Source organism: Dyella sp. OK584 (genome assembly GCF_057787755.1).
This window is the reverse complement of the sequence record NZ_CM173542.1, coordinates 2,499,450-2,516,581: the sequence shown is the minus strand read 5'-3', so window position 1 is coordinate 2,516,581 and position 17,132 is coordinate 2,499,450. Positions and strand designations below refer to the sequence as shown.

Below are 17,132 nucleotides of genomic sequence, written 5' to 3'. Positions count from 1 at the left end.
TCTCTTGGCAGTCATGAAAGGGATGGCGGCTCACGCCGCCATGAGAGGATCGTGGCGATGACCCGAGGTTTCAAGCCCTCCCACCTTTTAGAATGCGGGGATGAGTTACCGCGGACGCTTTGCTCCTTCTCCGACCGGCCATCTGCATTTCGGTTCACTCGTCGCTGCGGTGGGCAGCTGGATGTGCGCCCGCCATGAGGGCGGGCAATGGCTGCTACGCCTGGAGGACATCGACCCACCGCGCGAGATGCCGGGTTCCGCCGAAAGCATCCTGGCAGCGCTCCCCGCCTTCGGGCTGTTTGCCGATGGCCCAACCCTGTTCCAGTCCACGCGCATGGCCGCCTACGACGCTGCGTTTGAGCAACTGAAGGCCGCCGGCCACGTATTCCCGTGCTGGTGCAGCCGCAACGATCTGGCGGGTGGCCTGCATCTGGACGGGCACTGTCTGGCCGCCCCCGCGGAGGGCCGCGCCCCCGCATGGAGGCTGCATGTGCCCGACATCGAGATCCGCCTCGATGACGCGTTGCAGGGCCCGCAGGCACAAAACCTTCGCACCACAGCCGGCGACTTTGTGATCCGCCGCGTGGAGGGCTACTACGCCTATCAACTGGCCTGTGTGGTGGACGATGCCTTCCAGGGCATCACCCAGGTGGTACGCGGCAACGATCTGCTGGACTCCACGTCACGGCAGATCTACCTGCAGCGTTGCCTGGGCCTGCCCACGCCCGCCTATCTGCACTTGCCGCTGGCGCTCGACGGCGGCGGGCGGAAGCTTTCCAAGTCCGAGCAGGCCCATCCGGTGGATCCGACCCATCCGATGCCGGCCTTGCGCCGGGCACTGGGCTTTCTCGACTTGCCGGATTCATCCCACGCAGGGGACCCGCGAGCGCTGCTGGCCCACGCACTTGCGCATTTCAACCCCAAGCTTTTGCCGCACTGCAGCGAACGAATAACGGCGTAAAACGCTATAAAGAAACTCCATCGTGACCCGCCGCTGACGCGGTCGGACCGCGTGCCCTCCGTAGACGTTTTGCCATGTTCCCTGTGATAGACATGGCGTCGCCCCGGTCGCACGATCCGGGTCACATCAGCATTGGCATCTGCATCTTTCGGAGAAAAGGCATGACGCATCGCACTGCATTGGTCACTGGCGGCACGGGTGGTATCGGTACGGCGATCATTCGCTATCTCGCCCGCCAGGGGCATCGGGTCGCCACCAACTACCGAGACCAGGCAAAGGCAGAAGCGATCAAAGAGATGATGGCAAAGGAGGGCATTGAGGTGTTGCTGGTGCCAGGCGACGTGAAGGATCCGGACTCCTGCGAAGCCATGGTGCGCATCATCGAAGGCGCGATGGGCCCGGTGGAAATCCTGGTGAACAACGCCGGCATTACGCGAGACACCACCTTCCACAGGATGACCTATCCGCAATGGATGGAAGTGGTGAACACGAACCTCAACGCCTGCTTCAACGTGACGCGCCCAGTGATCGAGGGCATGCGCGCGCACAAGTGGGGCCGCATCGTGCAGATCAGTTCGATCAACGGCCAGAAGGGACAGTACGGCCAGGCCAACTACGCCGCGGCCAAGGCCGGCATGCACGGCTTCACCATTTCCCTCGCGCAGGAAAACGCCAAGTTCGGCATCACGGTGAACACCGTATCGCCAGGCTACGTGGGCACTGACATGGTGATGGCGGTGCCGGAAGAAGTGCGCGAGAAAATCATCGCGCAGATCCCCGTGGGCCGCCTGGGCAAGCCGGAGGAAATCGCCCACGCCGTGGCCTTCCTCACCGGCGAAGAAGCCGCCTGGATCACGGGCGCCAACCTGTCCATCAACGGTGGCCACTACATGGGTTGGTAAGCACAACGGTTGCGAGATGCGTTAAGCGCATCTCGCGCTGCGCCTACCAGGTGAGGCTTGGATGCCTGCTTGCCGCACTCTACGGCTGCTCGCCCCGTCAAGGAGGCGAGCAGAGTGAGGGGCAACGCCGCCTCAGTCCGCCAGCAGCTTCTCCATCACCTTGCCCACCGCCGCAAACGCAAATACGCCGGTGACATGCGTAGCGGCACCGAGGCCGCCGCCACACGCAAGGTTGAGCGCTTCAGCTCCGTTGGCCACGGGCGGGCGCGTGCCGCACACAGTGCCATCGGGCTGCGGGTACTGCACGTTTTGCAGCGAATACACTGCGGACACGCCGAAATAGCGATCCGGATTGCGCGGAAAGCCAAAGTCCTGCCGGAGCTTCTTGCGGATCAGACTGAACATCGCATCGTGCTCGGTGCGCGACAAATCGCGTACGCGAACCTGCGTGGGATCGGTGCGACCACCCGCCGAACCCACCGACACCATCGGCAGCTTGCGACGACGGCACCAGGCGATGGCTTCCAGCTTCACGCGAAAGGCATCGCACGCATCGAGCACCACGTCGTAGCCGCGGTCGAGCAACTCGTCCAGCGTCGAAGGGGTCAGGAACCGCTCGATCGCGTCTACCTTGATCGCCGGATTGATCGCACGCAGGCGCGCCTCGATCACCGCCACCTTGGGCTTGCCGAACTCGCCGTCCAGCGCATGCAGCTGACGGTTGGTGTTGGACACGCATACCTCGTCGGCATCGATCAGGGTGAGATGACCCACGCCGCTGCGTGCGAGCGCCTCGGCTGCCCACGAGCCCACACCACCGATGCCGATCACGCATACGTGACGCTGGGCTAGCTTGTCCACGCTGCCCACGCCATATAGCCGCTCGACGCCGGCAAAGCGCTCACGCGGATAAGAGATTTCGGCCGAAGTCGCTCCTTCGGGCGGACGCTGCACGGCGGCAGTGCCCGACGCACTGTCTGGATGCTTCACTGAAACCATTCCAAGATCCTGAAGAAAGGACATTTTAACCGGAGCTGCCCGCCCCTGCAGGCGTCCGGGTATGCTTGCGGGCTATTTGCCACTAAGCGGGAATCCACTGCATGCGCGCCGCCCTCCTGATCGCGCTCGGCCTGATCATCGGCATCATCGGCACCGTGTTCGCCCTCAATGCGCTACGGCAGCACCAGCCGTTTTCGCATTCGGTCATGTCCGTGATGGCCCACCATGCGGGCGTGCTCAGTTCAGCGGTGAAGGTCCAGACTTGCGATGCGGTTCAGTCGCGCAAGACTCTTTCCCGCCTGCTTGATGCCCAGGCCGATATTGCCGAGGCCTTCCCTGGAGTCGACCAGCCGTTCCTGGACGAAGCTGCCAAGCTTCGGGAGAAGACCCAGGCTGCTCTCGCTGCGGCACCCAGCGACTGCAAGGCCCTGGCGGCGGCCCTCAAGCCGATCGGCGAGACCTGTCAGTCCTGCCACCAGCAGTACCGCTGAAACTCCTTGCCTGCAGGAACGCGCCGCAGGTGCGCCCCACAGCAAGGCGCAAAGCGCTAGATCTTTACCTTGCCGCGCAGGATTTGCCAGTACATCACCCAGTCGCCCAACAGGCTGTAGAGCGGATGGGTGAACGTGGCGGGCCGGTTTTTCTCGAACACGAAATGCCCGATCCACGCAAAGCCATAACCCGCAACTGGCGCCAATAACAGCCAGCGCACGTCACCTGTCACCAGTGTCGCCACGATCACGGCTAACACCAGGGTGCTGCCGATGAAATGCATGCGGCGGCATTGGATATCGCTGTGTTCGTTCAAATAGAACGGATAGAACTCGCGAAAGCTGGCGAAGCCGGACATGCGGGTTACCCATGATGTGGTGATATCAGCGTAATCCGCGACGCGTGGTGATGCATGCGCGAGCGCAGCATGAAGAGCATGCGCCGCCCTGCCGCCATCCCCGCGAAAGCCGGGATGGCGGACGCCGACGCTCCAACTCACGTCGGCAGCGGGATGTATTCCTCATCGTCGCCGATCACTTTGCCCATGCGCTGCGCTGCCCAGTCGGCCTTGGCTTGTTCGATGCGCTCACGACTGCTGGCCACGAAGTTCCACCACAGGTGGCGCTCGCCATCCAGCGGCGCGCCGCCGAACAGCATCACACGACTGGCCGTGCGTGCACGCAGCGGCGGCGAATCTGCGCCCGCCTGTACCGCGGCCTGCATCGGATGCACGGTCACGCCATCCCATTCGACCTCACCGTCCACCACACAGACGCCGCGCTCCGTGTGCTCCGACGGCCAGGGCAATTCGGCACCATCTTCCAGCGTGGCCTCGATAAAGAACATTGGCGCAAACACTTTTACCGGCGAGGCCTGCCCGTACGCGGTGCCGGCAATCAGTACCAGCTTGGCACCGGCCAAGTCGATGCGTGGCAGCTCGTCCGCGCCGTGATGATGGAATTCCGGTTCGACCTCGGCATCCTTCTGCGGCAATGCCACCCACACCTGGATACCGTGCGCGCGCATGCCACCCCCACGCGCTTCCGGCGGGGTGCGCTCCGAGTGCACGATGCCGCGGCCAGCGGTCATCCAGTTCACCTCGCCGGGACGGATATCGGCAATGCTGCCGATACTGTCGCGATGGCGAATCACGCCCTCGAACAGCCAGGTCACGGTGGCCAGACCAATATGCGGATGCGGCCGCACATCCATGCCCTTGTCCTGCAGGAAAGTCACCGGCCCCATGTAATCGAAGAACACGAACGGCCCCACGTGTCGGGCCTGCAACACCGGCAGCAGGCGTCGGACGTTGAAGCCATCACCCAGGTCGTGCACACGACCGTCGATCAATATCGGTTGCTGTTCCATCCATGACTCCTGAAGTTACTGGCCTGCGCTGGCTTACCAGGCTCGCTGATATTGCACCGGCGCGTCGATCGATACACCCAGTTCTTGCGCGGCACGGCGCGGGAAATAAGGGTCACGCAGACTCTCGCGCGCAATCAGCACGACGTCGGCTGCACCTTCGTCGATGATCCGTGCAGCATGTGTGGATTCGGTGATGAGGCCCACGGCACCGGTGGCCATGCCCGTTTCGCGCCGGATTCGCGCGGCAAACGGCACCTGGTAGCCGGGCGTCAGCGGGATCTTCACATGCGGGACCAGACCGCCACTGGATACATCGATCAGGTCGATACCAAATGATTTCATGTCCTGGGCCAACCGTACGCTCTGCTCGATATCCCAGCCACCTTCGGCCCAATCGGTAGCGGAGATGCGCAGCCATAGCGGCAGCTCTTGTGGCCACACTTCGCGTACCGCCGCCGTCACCTCGCGCACCAGTCGCGTGCGGTTCTCGAAGCTGCCGCCGTACTCGTCAGTGCGCTTGTTGCTCAGCGGCGACAGGAACTGGTGCAGCAAATAGCCATGGGCAGCATGGACTTCGATCAGCTGGAAACCAGCAGCCAGCGCGCGTTCGGCGGCAGCACGAAAATCCGCAATGATTTTGGCGATGCCAGCTGCATCGAGCGCCAGCGGCACATGCCAATGCGCGTCAAAAGGGAGCGCCGAAGGCCCTACGGTCTGCCAGGCTCCGGTTTCCGCGGTGAGTGGGTGACCGCCCTGCCACGGCGGCAGCACGCTGGCCTTGCGACCGGCATGCGCCAGCTGCACACCCGCAATCGCACCCTGCTCGCGAATGAAACGCGTAATCGGCTGCCATGCGGCCAACTGCGCGTCGGTCCACAAGCCGACATCGCCGGCCGAGATGCGCCCCTCCGGCGACACGGCAGTAGCCTCGGTGATCACAGCACCGGCACCGCCCACGGCGCGACTCCCCAGATGCACCAAGTGCCAATCGTCCGGCATACCATCCGTTGCTGAGTACTCGCACATCGGCGCGATTACCAGCCGGTTGCGTAGTGAAAGGCTGCGTTGAGCGAAGGGAGTGAAGAGATTCATCGACACGGTCCAGGGAAGGATCCGCTTCACATGCCGTCGCCGCACACCCGCTTCAAGTGCACGTTCACGTTGCCGACGTCGATAACCAGGCGCTAATCCGCGCGGCGATGGGTTCGGGCGTTCTCATCCAGCCGAAATGGTCCGCGGGCTTGCCATCGAGGTCCGCCGAAGAAATAAGTTGCTGCACGCTCCGGTTGCGCGGCATTTTGCCAAGCAACCATGCCAGCGATGCCTGTGGGCCAAGCCAGTCGTCCTGCAGACGCAACGCCAGCAAGGGCCGATCAAGTTTGCCCAGACGCTGCTCGAAATCGTCGGCCATACCGGCAGCCGCGTAACGCCCCGTTCGCCCCGTGCGCGCCCAGTCGTCGATGAGACGCCGCGCCTCATTGCCGCCAAAGCCGATCTTTCGCCCCGGAAGATACCCGCAGGCGCGCGCCAGCCAGGGTGCGGCGACATAGGCCAGCCAGATCAGGCGGCCATAGCGAAATTGCCGCCAGTAAGGCGATCCGCTCGCCACCACGATCAGCCCCTCGACATCCTGTGGATGCAGGCAGGCGTACAGCGAGGCGAGTTGTGCGCCCAGGCTATGCCCGCCGAACAGATAGCGCGCGTTCGGCAAGCGCTGGCGCACCACGGCAAGACCCGCGGGCAGGTCCTCTCGCAACAACTCGCGGTAGCCCCAATCCTCATGGCGCCCCGCACGGCGGTCGCTGGAACCGATGCCTCGCCATTCGTGGATGGCCACGGCAATACCCCGCTCGGCCAGCGATTGAGCCAGAGGCAGATATTGCCTGGCCGAGACCCCCAACGCCGGTAGCCAATAAAGCACCTGGCGCACCGCATTTGCTGGCAATTGCAGCAGCACCTCGGCGTGCGCGCCATCCGAAGAACACGCGGGCAAGGTTTCGCAGGCCGGTAGCGATGGCATCGGCGACAACGGAATAGACATCGATACCTGCGGTATGGGGGAAATATCGGAGGCTAACGAATCCATGGGTGATGAAAAAGTCTTGCGCACGAAAAAGGCCGGCTTTCGCCGGCCTTTTCTCCGATCCGCGATTACTGGGCTCAGGCGGGCGCCACTTCATCGGCCTGCAGACCCTTCTGGCCCTGCACCACCTTGAAGCTCACTTTCTGACCTTCTTTCAGGCTGCGAAAACCCGACCCGCTGATAGCCCTGAAATGCACGAAGACATCGGGGCCGCTCTCGCGACTGATAAAGCCGAAGCCTTTGGCGTCGTTGAACCATTTAACTGTGCCAACTTCACGATCCGACATGACTCACTCCGATCTGCTCGATACTGAGACAAGTCAGCCTCCCCTTTGGCCGACGGCTTACTGGGCATGCAGGGATCGGGTGAAGCGATGTGGACTCTTGCGAGTCGCGCACCGGGCACGCACGTGACCGAGCAACCACAGTGAATCCAGCATAACGGATTTCTTTAATGCAAGTGAATGACCTTAATCATTTTCACATTTCAAATACATTTGTCCCAGAAAACAAAAAAAAGCCAGGCATTGCTGCCTGGCTTTTCTTCTAACGATTTATGACAGAAATTAAACTGCCATCACTTCGTCGGCCTGCAGACCCTTCTGGCCCTGCACAACCTTGAAGCTGACCTTCTGGCCTTCGACAAGGCTCTTGAAGCCGTTGCCCTGGATCGCGCGGAAATGCACGAAGACATCCGGGCCGTTGTCACGGCTGATGAAGCCGAAGCCCTTGGCATCGTTGAACCACTTGACGGTACCGATCTGACGATCAGACATGTAAATCACTCCTAAGGATTAAACAGACTCAGCCCGCGCGACATTGCGCAGGCCGGCTTACTGGTGTGCTAGGAAACCCTAGGGGTGAGGCGATGAGGCTAGATCGAGATCAGGCGGCATCGGGTCACAAAGCTCTGGTGACCCCGGCAAACACAGTCCGCGTAGCATAGCCGCTTCATGCGCATAACGCGAATGGATAACTCCCCGAACCTGAATGAATGCCTGTCCGACCAGCCGCGTGACGGTTTGATTTTTACCCCGCCATCTTATTTCATCTTTTCTTCACCGCGAAGGACGAGCATTTGGCCTGTCTCCCTCGCAGCGATCCGTGAGATCGTCAGGGGCGTCCGAGCGGTCATTCGAAGGAGAGCTTCATGGTGTCCCGTCGTTACCGCCTTACCCTGTTTGCCATTGCTGCCACCGGCCTGGTGATGGTCGGCTGCACCGGCAAGTCCAGCACCCATCCCACCGCCCCAGCCAGCACCAAGGGTGCCACGGCACCAGCCAGCGGCACGACGACTGGCCCACGCACAGGCGCCACCGCCAAACCGAAAGCCGCCGCTCCCAGTCAGCCATTGCCGGAGAACACGGGCATTCCGGCCTGCGACGACTATCTGGCCAGTTATGTCGCCTGCCATCGCGCGGCCGCCGTCTATGCGCCTGACCAGATTGAACCCCGTTATGAAACGATGCGCGATAGCCTGTTGCGGGACTCTCAAAATCCAGCCACCCGGCCGGAGCTGGGGGCGCGGTGTACTTCGCTTGCCCTTACGCTCAGACAGGCGTTGCACGGCAAGTCTTGCGCCCAGGCCAGCCCGGCCACGCCGGCCACGCCGGCCTCCACAGCCGGGGCACATCCCTGATCAAGGTTTGCGCCACAACGCCCGCAAGGCTGCAGCCACACCGGCAGGACGGCTGCGCCCGAGGCGAACCTCGGGCGTGCCATGCCAGCGCGCCGTCGCTGCCACTGCTTCGGCTACGTCCTCAAGCAGACGCTGCGTGGGTTCGACGTCCGGCTCAAGAAACAAGGCCTTGACCTCGAAGACACCTTCGGCGCGATGCGCCTTTGCGTCGAGGCGTCCTACCAATCGGCCGCGATGCAGGATGGGCAGCACGTAGTAACCGTAACGGCGCTTCGGCGCCGGCACATAACACTCGATGGTGTATTCGAAGCCGAATAACACCTGCGCGCGGGCGCGATCCCACACGACCGGATCGAACGGTGACAGCAGTGCCGTATACGTGCCGCGCAGCTGCCCGCGTGCAGCCTGGGCAAGCAGCTCGGCGTGCTCGTGATGCACGTAGCCGGGCACTTTCCAGTCGCCGACCTTCACCACCAGCAATTGCCCCGAGTCAACCAACGGCTCGAGCTCTCGGTCTGTAACAGCGGGCTTCAACCGATAGTAGTCGGCGATCCAGCGTGCCTGCGTCACGCCCAGTGCGCGCACGCTATCGAGTACGAAGCGTTGACGAAGCGTCGCCTGGTCAAGCTGCAGCAAAGCCCGATCCATCGGCGGATCGAGCTTTGCCAGCACGCGCTCAGCAAGATCGTAGACACGCTGAAAGCGTTCGCGCCGGGTCACCATCAATTCGCCCAGCGCAAACCATGCTTCCAGCCAGCGCTTCTCAGGTTTCCATGACCACCAGCCGCCACCACCGCGGTTCTCGCTCTCGAAATCTGCTGCACGTGCAGCGCCATCGTCGCGAATGCGAGCGAGCAATGTGTCCATGCCCTGTCGATGTTCGCGATGCATGCGCGCTGCATGCTTGTGGGCCCAGTGCATCGAACGTTGCATGCGCCAGGCCTGATGCAATGGCAGATCGATGGCCGGCACGAAGCACGCTTCATGCGCCCAGCACTCGACCAGCTGCCCCACCTCCAGCGCATCATCGAGCCACTGTGGATCGTAGTCGCCAAGTCGCGAATGCAATACGAGATAAGGACTGCGCGCGACAACATGAATGCTATCGATCTGCAGCAATCGCATGCGTGAGATGGCGGCAATCACATCCATCGGACGCGCACGCGAGCGCGGCTTATGCAGCAGTCCCTGCGCGGCCAGATGGAGCCGTTGTGCCTGGGTCAGGCTCAGGGCGACTTCCGCCCTGGATGAAGGAACCGACAACGATAACGATGACTTCACGCGCTCACGATGCCCATATTGAGGCGGCATTTATGCAGCCTTTGTTAGCGTTGGAATCGGCGCGGAGGACTTCGCAGCGCAACATCGCTACCGATGCCCCAACCGCGCACATCCGTCCACAAGCCACGCATTCTGGCATGGAGTAACGACGATGAAATCCCGCAAGCCACTACTCGCGCTTCTGACCGTCGGTTCGATGATGCTGACTGGCTCGCTGATGGCCCAGGACCAGGCCACACAGATGCCTCCGCCGCCACTACCGGCCCCTGCGGCACCGATGCCTGCCACACCGCCACCGCCGCCGGCACCCAGACCCACCACGCCTGCAAGGACGGCAGTGCCGCCGGCACCTTCGGCGATCATGCCGGCGACAACACCCACACCGCCACCACCGGGAGGCACCCAGGCCAACGTCGCCAGCCCACAGGGCCAGGTGACGATCAACTCCAGCGTGCCACCCGTGGTCGCAGGCCCGGCACCGAGTTTCGAACAACTCTCCGGCGGTTCGCGCTACATCACCGAGGATCAGGCCACAGCCTATCCACTGTTGGCCAACGACTTCCTCTATGTCGACAAGGGCCACACCGGTCACATCACCAAGCCCCAGTACGAGCGCTGGGTGAATAACAACAAGTAAGATCACGCTCCCTATGCGGGCCGGCTTCGGCTGGCCCGCATCCTCACAGGCGATGTATGTCCACCGGCATGCACCGACCGAACCATACGGCCGCCGATCACGTCGGCCTCATGCCATACGTGGATGGAACCGATTGATGCGACTGACCCCACTAGCCGCCGCGATGCTCGTGCTCGGCCTTCCCTTGGTTGCGCATGCGCAGAATCCAAACCCAATGGATATTCGCGCGTGCACAGCCATCGAAACTGATTCGCAACGACTTGCTTGCTATGACCACGCCACAGGTCACGACAATCTCCCCGCCGCGCAGAAGAAGAACGAAGCGTCCGCGCAGGAAACCAGCGCACCGCATGGCACCGTATTCGGACACGAAACACCGCAGGCTGCGCAGACCAACGTGCCACCTGCGCAGGAAGACGAAGTGAAATCGCTGTCGCTGCTTGATAGCCGTTGGGAACTGACGCCGGAAAGCAAGCTTGGCACCTTCAATTTGCGTGGCTATAAGCCGGTCACGGTGATGCCGGTGTTTGCCACGAGCAATCAGAACCGCATGCCACAAAGTCCCAACCCCATCAACTCGGTGACCACGCCGCAGGATCTGAACAACATCGAAGGCAAGTTCCAGATCAGCCTGAAAACCAAAGTCTGGCAGGGCGTATTCGGTGATGCCGGCGACGTCTGGGCCGGCTATACGCAGTCCTCGCGATGGCAGGTCTACAACAAGGACACCTCGCGTCCGTTCCGCGAGACCAACTACGAGCCCGAGGTGATGCTCGTGTTCAACACCAACTACCAGGTGGCTGGATGGGATGGACGGCTGCTGGGTATCGGCGTCAACCATGAATCCAACGGTCGCTCCGATCCGCTGTCACGCAGTTGGAATCGCGTCATGGGTTACGTAGGTTTCGAACGCGATAACTGGACGGTGACGCTTCGTCCCTGGTGGCGCGTGCCGGAAGGTGGCAAGGACGACAACAACCCCGACATCAGCAACTACATGGGTCGCGCCGACATGCAGATCATCCACGAATGGAAGGGCCAGGAATTCGGCTTGATGCTGCGTCATTCGCTACGAGGCGGCAGCGAGAGCCACGGTGCCGCGCAGTTCACCTGGGCCTTCCCCATCGCAGGCAACCTGCGCGGCTACATGGAGCTGTTCAAGGGTTACGGCGAGAGCATGATCGACTACAACCACAACGCCACTTACCTCGGCATCGGTCTGTCGTTGCTCGACTGGTACTGACGAAAACGCCACCATCGAACCCGATGGTGGCGTCTGTGTACTGCGCGTTGCGAATCAGAATCCGGCGGAGACGTCGATGATGACGCCACTCGAGATCAGCGTCAGGTAGAACTGGCCACCATCGGCGCGCACCCAGCGATAGCCAGGGTCAGGGCGTCGCAGGTGATAGTGCTCATAGTCGGTGACGTAGTAGTCGCGCCTGTAGTAGGAATCCGGCAGCCGACCGCCCTTCTTGTACCACCCCTTGTGCTTGCCGTTGTCGTGACGGCCATCGTCCTTGGGGTTATGGCCATGCTGATCATCGTTGTAGTCGCTATCGTCCCCATGCTTGTCGTTGCCGTGCCCATGCCCGTTCTGGGGGCCGGCGACGGCCAATGTGCTTCCGACAAACAAGGCGGCGGCGATGGCAAGGGTAGGCAGGCGTTTCATGGGTTCTCCATACATGCTGGTGGAAAGAGTCGGCGACACATCACATGCGACTCTCATGACCGGTCACGCCGTTGTGAGTGTCGCGGAATAACCATCGCATAAAACCGCCTCCGCTACCCAAACGAACCAGAAATGAATGAAGAGACACCGTTGCGTTCGTTCAGCCAGCCTGCTGACAGGTCAGTCCCATGAAAGAAATGGCCTGAAATTTGAGATATGCGACACAAAATGGATGGCTAAATAACTCAGCGCTGAAGACCGAACCTCTTCTTGCTGAACCTGCGGGGCAACGCTCTTTTCTTGCGCTCCCATGTCGGCGAGCATCCACCACCGAGGCCGTGCTGTAAGCAGTTTCTTGCTGCATAACAGCATGGTAGATGCGGAGTTCATCTGAGACCTATGGGCACCTCGAAGGATCACGATTCATCCACCTTCCAAGGGCAAACCATGAAAAAGCATCTGCACGTACTTTCTGCGCTGAGCGTTGCCATCGGCCTGTGCATGGGCAGTTCGATTGCATTGGCAGCCGATGCGCCGCCGGCACAGAACAACGGCCAGGAAAGCGTCAAGCTGTCAAGTTCGTACACCACCTTCGCCGGCTCCAGCAGCAACGCGCAAGCGCTCGTGGACGGCCTCCGCAATGGCACGACGGTCACGCTAGTCACGCCGGCCACAACGACCAGCCCGGCCATTCAAACCACTTTCACGCCCGACACCGGCAAACTCGGCTACGGCAACGTCAATATCGCGCTGTCGCTTGCCCAGGCCGAACTGACCCAGGCGGGCATCACCCAGCCGACCGCGGCGCAGATCGAGGCCGCCTTGAACGGTGGCGCGATTATGGGCGCCAGCGGCCCGGTACAGTTCCCCGGCGTGCTATCCCTGCGCAGCCAGGGTCAAGGTTGGGGCAACATCTCCAAGACGCTTGGTTTCAAGCTGGGCACGATCGAAAGCGAAGCCAAATCACACGGTCCGCTGCCTGACAGCGCAGACGTCGCCCACGGCGACAAAGCTGACAAGGCCGACAAAGCGAACAAGGTGGACAAGGTAGACAAGGCCGACAAGGTTGCCAAAGTCGATCGTCCGGACAAGGTAGATCGTCCTGACAAGCCCGAGAAACCCGACCGCCCCGACAAGCCCGAGCACGGCGGCCGCTGATTCCCCTTCAACCACCGAAACGCGAGGAGGCCCATAGAGGCCTCCCGCTTTGTTATGCCCCAGGAAAACCAGATGAATCTTAAGAACACCAGCACCCTTTGCGCCTTGGGCGTGTTTGGCCTATTGGCACAGACCGCTCACGCAGACGACAACTCCACCATCAAGGTGGGGGCCGGCATCGACTACACCACGGGCAAGTACGGCACGTCGACGACGACTGACATCACCGAGGTGCCGGTCACCCTGGGCTACGACGTCGGCGACTGGTCGTTCAAGCTGGCGGTGCCCTATATCCATGTGTCCGGTGCGGACAACGTGATTCCCGGCATCGGTCCGGTGAAGAACAACAACCCCAAGGGTCGCGGCAAGGACAAGGGCAAAGGCAACGCGCAGGTGCCGCCCACACCCACGCCAACGCCCACGACGACGGGTTCGGCATCCGGCCTCGGCGACATCACGGCGGCTGCCACCTATGAGGCTTACAGCAACAAGAACGCCAATTTCGGCATCGACCTGACGGGCAAGGTCAAGTTCGGCACCGCTGATGCAGACAAGGGTTTGGGCACCGGCAAGAACGACTACAGTTTCAACGTCGATCTGTACAAGGGCTTCGGCGCCTGGACCGTTTTCGGCGGCGTGGGCTATACGTGGTTGGGAAGCTCGCAATACATCCAGTTGAATGATGTATTCGGTGCGAACGTCGGCGCCAGCTACAAGTTCGACAACAAGAGCAGTTTCGGCGCGTATTACGACTATCGCGAAAAGGCATCGAGCACGAGCTTCGCCCGCAACGAACTGACGGGCTACTACTCCTACAAGTTCGCCAGCACCTGGAAGGCCCAGGCTTATGTCACCAAGGGCTTCACCGATGGCAGCCCGGACTGGGGCGTAGGCGCGACGCTGGTGCATTCGTTCTAAGCGTCGATTGAGACGGATCGGCAGCGCACAAGCTGCCGATCCGCTGCATTGCTGATCGATACGATGCCATGGTGCCGGCTGTTATCGCGGCACCATCGGCAGTACGTCAGTGGTGATGACCACCTTCGCCGTGCACGTGGCCATGCGAGAGTTCTTCCTCGCTGACGGCGCGCACCTCGGTCACTTCGACATCGAAGTGCAACGTCTGGCCGGCCAGCGGGTGATTGCCGTCGATGTGTACCTTGTCGTTCTCGATCTTGGTCACGGTGACGTTGATGACGCCCTGCGGACCGCGGCCCTGGAACTGCATGCCCGGCTGGATATCTTCCACGCCCTGGAAGGCCTCACGCGGCACTTCCTGCACCAACTCGGCGTGATGCACGCCGTAACCTTCCTCCGGCACTACATCGACCTGGAACTGGTCGCCCACCTGGCGGCCTTCCATCGCCTTTTCCAGGCCCGGCACGATCTGGCCAACGCCCTGCAGATACACCAGCGGCTCGCGACCCTGCGAGCTGTCGAGCACCTGGCCCTGGTCGTCGGTGAGCGTGTAATGGAAGGAAACAACCGAGTTTTCTGCGATCTGCATGACGTTCTCTGATAGGAAAAGTAGCGCTGGAGGAAGCCAGCCCGAAGGATCAAGGGTAGCAGACCGGGCCTGCCGGCTCAGCTAGGCGCTCGCCCGCCAGATTGGCGATACTCTCGCCATGGGCATGCTGAAATACCTGCTGCACCGCTGCGCCGCTGCCGTCCTCGGCATCGGAATGATGGCCCTGACGCTGCCGGCGAGCGTCCTGGCGGCAACGACGCAGACCACGCCGGCACCCGCCTCCTCCGTCGTGCCGCCCTCGCTCGCCGCCCAGATCGACAGCCTGATCGACCAGCCTCGTTTTGCCGGTGCCGACTGGGGCATATCAGTGATTTCGCTCGATACAGGCCGCACGATTTATGCGCACCGCGCCGACCAACTGCTTCAGCCAGCTTCCACCGCCAAGCTGTTCACCGCCGCCGTCGCGCTGAATGCCGTGGGGTCTGACTACCGTATTCCGACGCGCGTACTCGCCTCAGGTGAGATCCACGACGGCCGACTTGAAGGGCCGCTGATTCTCTATGGCATGGGCGACCCGACACTGGGTGCCGACGCGTCCACCCTGGCGTGGCCCGACCAACTCGCCACGCAGTTGGCCGCGCAAGGTCTTCGCCACGTGCACGGCGACCTGATTGCTGACGCCACCTATTTTTCCGGGCCCGTGATGGGCACCGGCTGGGAGGCGAGCGACCTGCAAAGCTGGTTCGCCGTGCCGGCAACGGCATTGAGCGTGCGCGAGAACCAGGTCGACGTCACGGTGACTCCCGCGGCCATCGCCGGTCATGCCGCCCTGGTCAGTTTTGATCCGGACGATGCGATGCCCAACATGGTGAACGAGGTGGTGACCAGCCTTGCCCACACGCGCAATGACATCAACCTCTATCGCGCACCGGGCGATGGCGTGCTCTATGCGTTCGGCAATGTGGCCGTACGCTCGCCCGCACAAAGCTACAAGCTGGCCATACCCGACCCTGCTCGCTTCGCCGGCAAACTGCTTCAACAGGCGCTGGCACGCCATGGCATCCAGCTCGATGGCAAGTTGGTCTCGCTGCAGTGGCCCCGACGCGACATGGCATTGGGCGCACAGCCACGCACGCTGGCAGAAGTGCTGTCGCCGCCAGTCAGTGAAATTATCGAGCGAGGACTGAAGCGCTCGCAGAATCTCTACCTGCAGAACCTGCTATTGCTCGCTGGCGTACGCGCACAAGCCGACGCGGAACAACGCGATGGCAGCGAGGGTTTCATCTCTTCCGAGCGTTGGGGCATACGCGCCCTGCGCGAACTGCTCCAACGCATCGGCATCGCGCCGGCAGCGAGCCTCATCGAAGAAGGCTCTGGCCTGTCACGGCGCAACCTTGCCACACCGAACGCGATGGCACGCCTGCTCGCCTTCCTCGCTTCGCAACCCTATGCGGTGACACTGCAAGCGGCGCTACCGGTGGCTGGCGTGGATGGCACGCTGCAGTGGCGCATGCGCAACACCGTGGCTGAAAACAACGTGCATGCCAAGACCGGCAGCATGAGCTTCGTGCATTGCCTGGCCGGCTACGCCACCAGTGCAGACGGCGAACGACTGGCGTTCGCCATCATGCTCAACAACTACGACCCGCCAGCGGGTGCGCCCGGTGCCAGCCACGACATCGACGCGATCGCCGTGTTGCTGGCCGGGTCGCGCAACCGCCCCGCCATTCCGGCCTCAGCACCGAACGTGGCGACTCATCCAGCCAATTGAGCGCCAATATCCTTGCCGATCTTTTCCGGCGTATCGGTCGGTGCATAGCGCTTGACCACCTGCCCGTTGCGGTCGATCAGGAACTTGGTGAAGTTCCACTTGATCGCTTCGCTGCCGAGGATCCCCTTGCCCTTGTTCTTGAGCCACTTGTAGAGCGGGTGCGCGCCCTCGCCGTTCACCTCGATCTTGGCGAACAGGGGAAAGCTCACCTCGTAGCTGGTGGAGCAGAAATTGCGGATCTCGGCTTCGTCGCCCGGCTCCTGGTGACCGAACTGGTCGCAGGGAAATCCCAGCACCACCAGGCCCTTGTCACGATCCGTGCGCCACAGCGCCTCCAGCCCCGTGTATTGCGGCGTGAATCCGCACTTGGAAGCGACGTTGACGATCAGCATGGTCTTGCCCTGGAACTCGGCAAGCGAACGTTCGTTGCCGTCAATGTCGCGGGCGGAAAAATCGTAAACGGAAGTCATCTCGATATGCCCTCGGGAAGAGAAGTCCAGTCTAATCCCATGCCATCACAACGGCGCATCGTTTCACCTGAGCAGCACCCACCACTGCGAAAGGCTCACCACGGCCGTGCCCGCCATCACCAGTCCGAGGATGGCCCATGCATCACTCAATTTGCTGGTCGGCGAACCATATGCGCCGGGTGCGAACACCGCGACGGCCATGCCGGTGCAATGCATGCCGGTCACGCCACC

The 17,132-nt window shown here is 62.1% G+C and carries 21 protein-coding genes; 9 read left to right on the top strand and 12 right to left on the bottom strand.

Annotated elements, in window-relative coordinates; all coding sequences use genetic code 11:
* Positions 1–100: 100 nt before the first annotated feature.
* Together gluQRS and phbB are read left to right on the top strand one after the other, a co-directional pair.
* On the top strand, positions 101–961 hold the full coding sequence (gluQRS, locus tag AC3CBN_RS11270; RefSeq protein WP_488633121.1) for a tRNA glutamyl-Q(34) synthetase GluQRS: 861 nt from the start codon (positions 101–103) through the stop codon (positions 959–961).
* A gap of 161 nt (positions 962–1,122) precedes the next feature.
* Complete coding sequence (gene phbB / locus AC3CBN_RS11265; RefSeq protein WP_488633120.1) at positions 1,123–1,863, top strand: acetoacetyl-CoA reductase; 741 nt, start codon at positions 1,123–1,125, stop codon at positions 1,861–1,863.
* A 132-nt stretch (positions 1,864–1,995) separates the two neighbouring features.
* On the opposite strand, the gene AC3CBN_RS11260 is transcribed toward phbB, so the two are convergent.
* Positions 1,996–2,862: a tRNA threonylcarbamoyladenosine dehydratase gene (locus AC3CBN_RS11260; RefSeq protein WP_488633119.1), complete on the bottom strand. Its 867-nt coding sequence runs from the start codon at positions 2,860–2,862 to the stop codon at positions 1,996–1,998.
* 101 nt (positions 2,863–2,963) lie between these two features.
* Here AC3CBN_RS11260 and AC3CBN_RS11255 point away from each other — a divergent pair, with 101 nt between their 5' ends.
* Positions 2,964–3,353 (top strand): cytochrome c, encoded by a 390-nt coding sequence (locus tag AC3CBN_RS11255; protein ID WP_488633118.1) that lies wholly within the window; start codon positions 2,964–2,966, stop codon positions 3,351–3,353.
* Between the two features lie 56 nt (positions 3,354–3,409).
* On the opposite strand, the gene AC3CBN_RS11250 is transcribed toward AC3CBN_RS11255, so the two are convergent.
* The 6 genes from AC3CBN_RS11250 to AC3CBN_RS11225 all read right to left on the bottom strand — a co-directional run bounded on the left by AC3CBN_RS11250 (position 3,410) and on the right by AC3CBN_RS11225 (position 7,581).
* Positions 3,410–3,712 (bottom strand): Mpo1-like protein, encoded by a 303-nt coding sequence (locus AC3CBN_RS11250; protein ID WP_488633117.1) that lies wholly within the window; start codon positions 3,710–3,712, stop codon positions 3,410–3,412.
* 137 nt (positions 3,713–3,849) lie between these two features.
* Complete coding sequence (locus AC3CBN_RS11245) at positions 3,850–4,722, bottom strand: pirin family protein (protein ID WP_488633116.1); 873 nt, start codon at positions 4,720–4,722, stop codon at positions 3,850–3,852.
* Positions 4,723–4,755: 33 nt separating this feature from the next.
* Complete coding sequence (locus AC3CBN_RS11240; protein ID WP_488633115.1) at positions 4,756–5,814, bottom strand: NADH:flavin oxidoreductase/NADH oxidase; 1,059 nt, start codon at positions 5,812–5,814, stop codon at positions 4,756–4,758.
* A 64-nt stretch (positions 5,815–5,878) separates the two neighbouring features.
* Positions 5,879–6,763, bottom strand: coding sequence for an alpha/beta hydrolase family protein (locus AC3CBN_RS11235; RefSeq protein WP_488633114.1), 885 nt, complete (start codon positions 6,761–6,763; stop codon positions 5,879–5,881).
* A gap of 119 nt (positions 6,764–6,882) precedes the next feature.
* The gene (locus AC3CBN_RS11230) at positions 6,883–7,092 is read right to left on the bottom strand and encodes a cold-shock protein (protein WP_019465668.1); all 210 of its coding nucleotides are present in this window, start codon (positions 7,090–7,092) and stop codon (positions 6,883–6,885) included.
* A 279-nt stretch (positions 7,093–7,371) separates the two neighbouring features.
* Positions 7,372–7,581 carry a cold-shock protein gene (locus tag AC3CBN_RS11225; RefSeq protein ID WP_488633113.1) on the bottom strand — a complete coding sequence of 70 codons (210 nt, stop codon included), beginning with the start codon at positions 7,579–7,581 and terminating at the stop codon, positions 7,372–7,374.
* A gap of 374 nt (positions 7,582–7,955) precedes the next feature.
* Here AC3CBN_RS11225 and AC3CBN_RS11220 point away from each other — a divergent pair, with 374 nt between their 5' ends.
* Positions 7,956–8,444, top strand: coding sequence for a hypothetical protein (locus AC3CBN_RS11220; protein ID WP_488633112.1), 489 nt, complete (start codon positions 7,956–7,958; stop codon positions 8,442–8,444).
* Here the strand turns inward: AC3CBN_RS11220 and AC3CBN_RS11215 are convergent, their stop codons facing one another.
* Positions 8,445–9,725 carry a winged helix-turn-helix domain-containing protein gene (locus tag AC3CBN_RS11215; RefSeq protein WP_488633111.1) on the bottom strand — a complete coding sequence of 427 codons (1,281 nt, stop codon included), beginning with the start codon at positions 9,723–9,725 and terminating at the stop codon, positions 8,445–8,447.
* 151 nt (positions 9,726–9,876) lie between these two features.
* Here AC3CBN_RS11215 and AC3CBN_RS11210 point away from each other — a divergent pair, with 151 nt between their 5' ends.
* Positions 9,877–10,362 (top strand): hypothetical protein, encoded by a 486-nt coding sequence (locus tag AC3CBN_RS11210; RefSeq protein ID WP_488633110.1) that lies wholly within the window; start codon positions 9,877–9,879, stop codon positions 10,360–10,362.
* A gap of 136 nt (positions 10,363–10,498) precedes the next feature.
* Positions 10,499–11,605, top strand: coding sequence for a phospholipase A (locus tag AC3CBN_RS11205; RefSeq protein ID WP_488633109.1), 1,107 nt, complete (start codon positions 10,499–10,501; stop codon positions 11,603–11,605).
* A 54-nt stretch (positions 11,606–11,659) separates the two neighbouring features.
* On the opposite strand, the gene AC3CBN_RS11200 is transcribed toward AC3CBN_RS11205, so the two are convergent.
* Positions 11,660–12,034: an RcnB family protein gene (locus AC3CBN_RS11200; protein ID WP_488633108.1), complete on the bottom strand. Its 375-nt coding sequence runs from the start codon at positions 12,032–12,034 to the stop codon at positions 11,660–11,662.
* A gap of 447 nt (positions 12,035–12,481) precedes the next feature.
* On the opposite strand from AC3CBN_RS11200, the gene AC3CBN_RS11195 reads away from it, so the two are divergent.
* Together AC3CBN_RS11195 and AC3CBN_RS11190 are read left to right on the top strand one after the other, a co-directional pair.
* Positions 12,482–13,192, top strand: a complete 711-nt coding sequence (locus AC3CBN_RS11195) for a hypothetical protein (RefSeq protein WP_488633107.1) — start codon at positions 12,482–12,484, stop codon at positions 13,190–13,192.
* 72 nt (positions 13,193–13,264) lie between these two features.
* A complete protein-coding gene (locus tag AC3CBN_RS11190; protein WP_488633106.1) occupies positions 13,265–14,110 on the top strand; it encodes a transporter in 846 nt (281 codons plus the stop codon).
* A gap of 106 nt (positions 14,111–14,216) precedes the next feature.
* Here the strand turns inward: AC3CBN_RS11190 and AC3CBN_RS11185 are convergent, their stop codons facing one another.
* A complete protein-coding gene (locus AC3CBN_RS11185; RefSeq protein ID WP_488633105.1) occupies positions 14,217–14,699 on the bottom strand; it encodes an FKBP-type peptidyl-prolyl cis-trans isomerase in 483 nt (160 codons plus the stop codon).
* A gap of 118 nt (positions 14,700–14,817) precedes the next feature.
* On the opposite strand from AC3CBN_RS11185, the gene dacB reads away from it, so the two are divergent.
* Positions 14,818–16,431 carry a D-alanyl-D-alanine carboxypeptidase/D-alanyl-D-alanine endopeptidase gene (gene dacB / locus AC3CBN_RS11180; RefSeq protein ID WP_488633104.1) on the top strand — a complete coding sequence of 538 codons (1,614 nt, stop codon included), beginning with the start codon at positions 14,818–14,820 and terminating at the stop codon, positions 16,429–16,431.
* On the opposite strand, the gene AC3CBN_RS11175 is transcribed toward dacB, so the two are convergent.
* Together AC3CBN_RS11175 and AC3CBN_RS11170 are read right to left on the bottom strand one after the other, a co-directional pair.
* Complete coding sequence (locus AC3CBN_RS11175) at positions 16,416–16,901, bottom strand: glutathione peroxidase (RefSeq protein ID WP_488633103.1); 486 nt, start codon at positions 16,899–16,901, stop codon at positions 16,416–16,418. The genes dacB and AC3CBN_RS11175 overlap by 16 nt on opposite strands.
* 63 nt (positions 16,902–16,964) lie before the next feature.
* Positions 16,965–17,126 (bottom strand): hypothetical protein, encoded by a 162-nt coding sequence (locus tag AC3CBN_RS11170; RefSeq protein WP_488633102.1) that lies wholly within the window; start codon positions 17,124–17,126, stop codon positions 16,965–16,967.
* Positions 17,127–17,132: the final 6 nt, after the last annotated feature.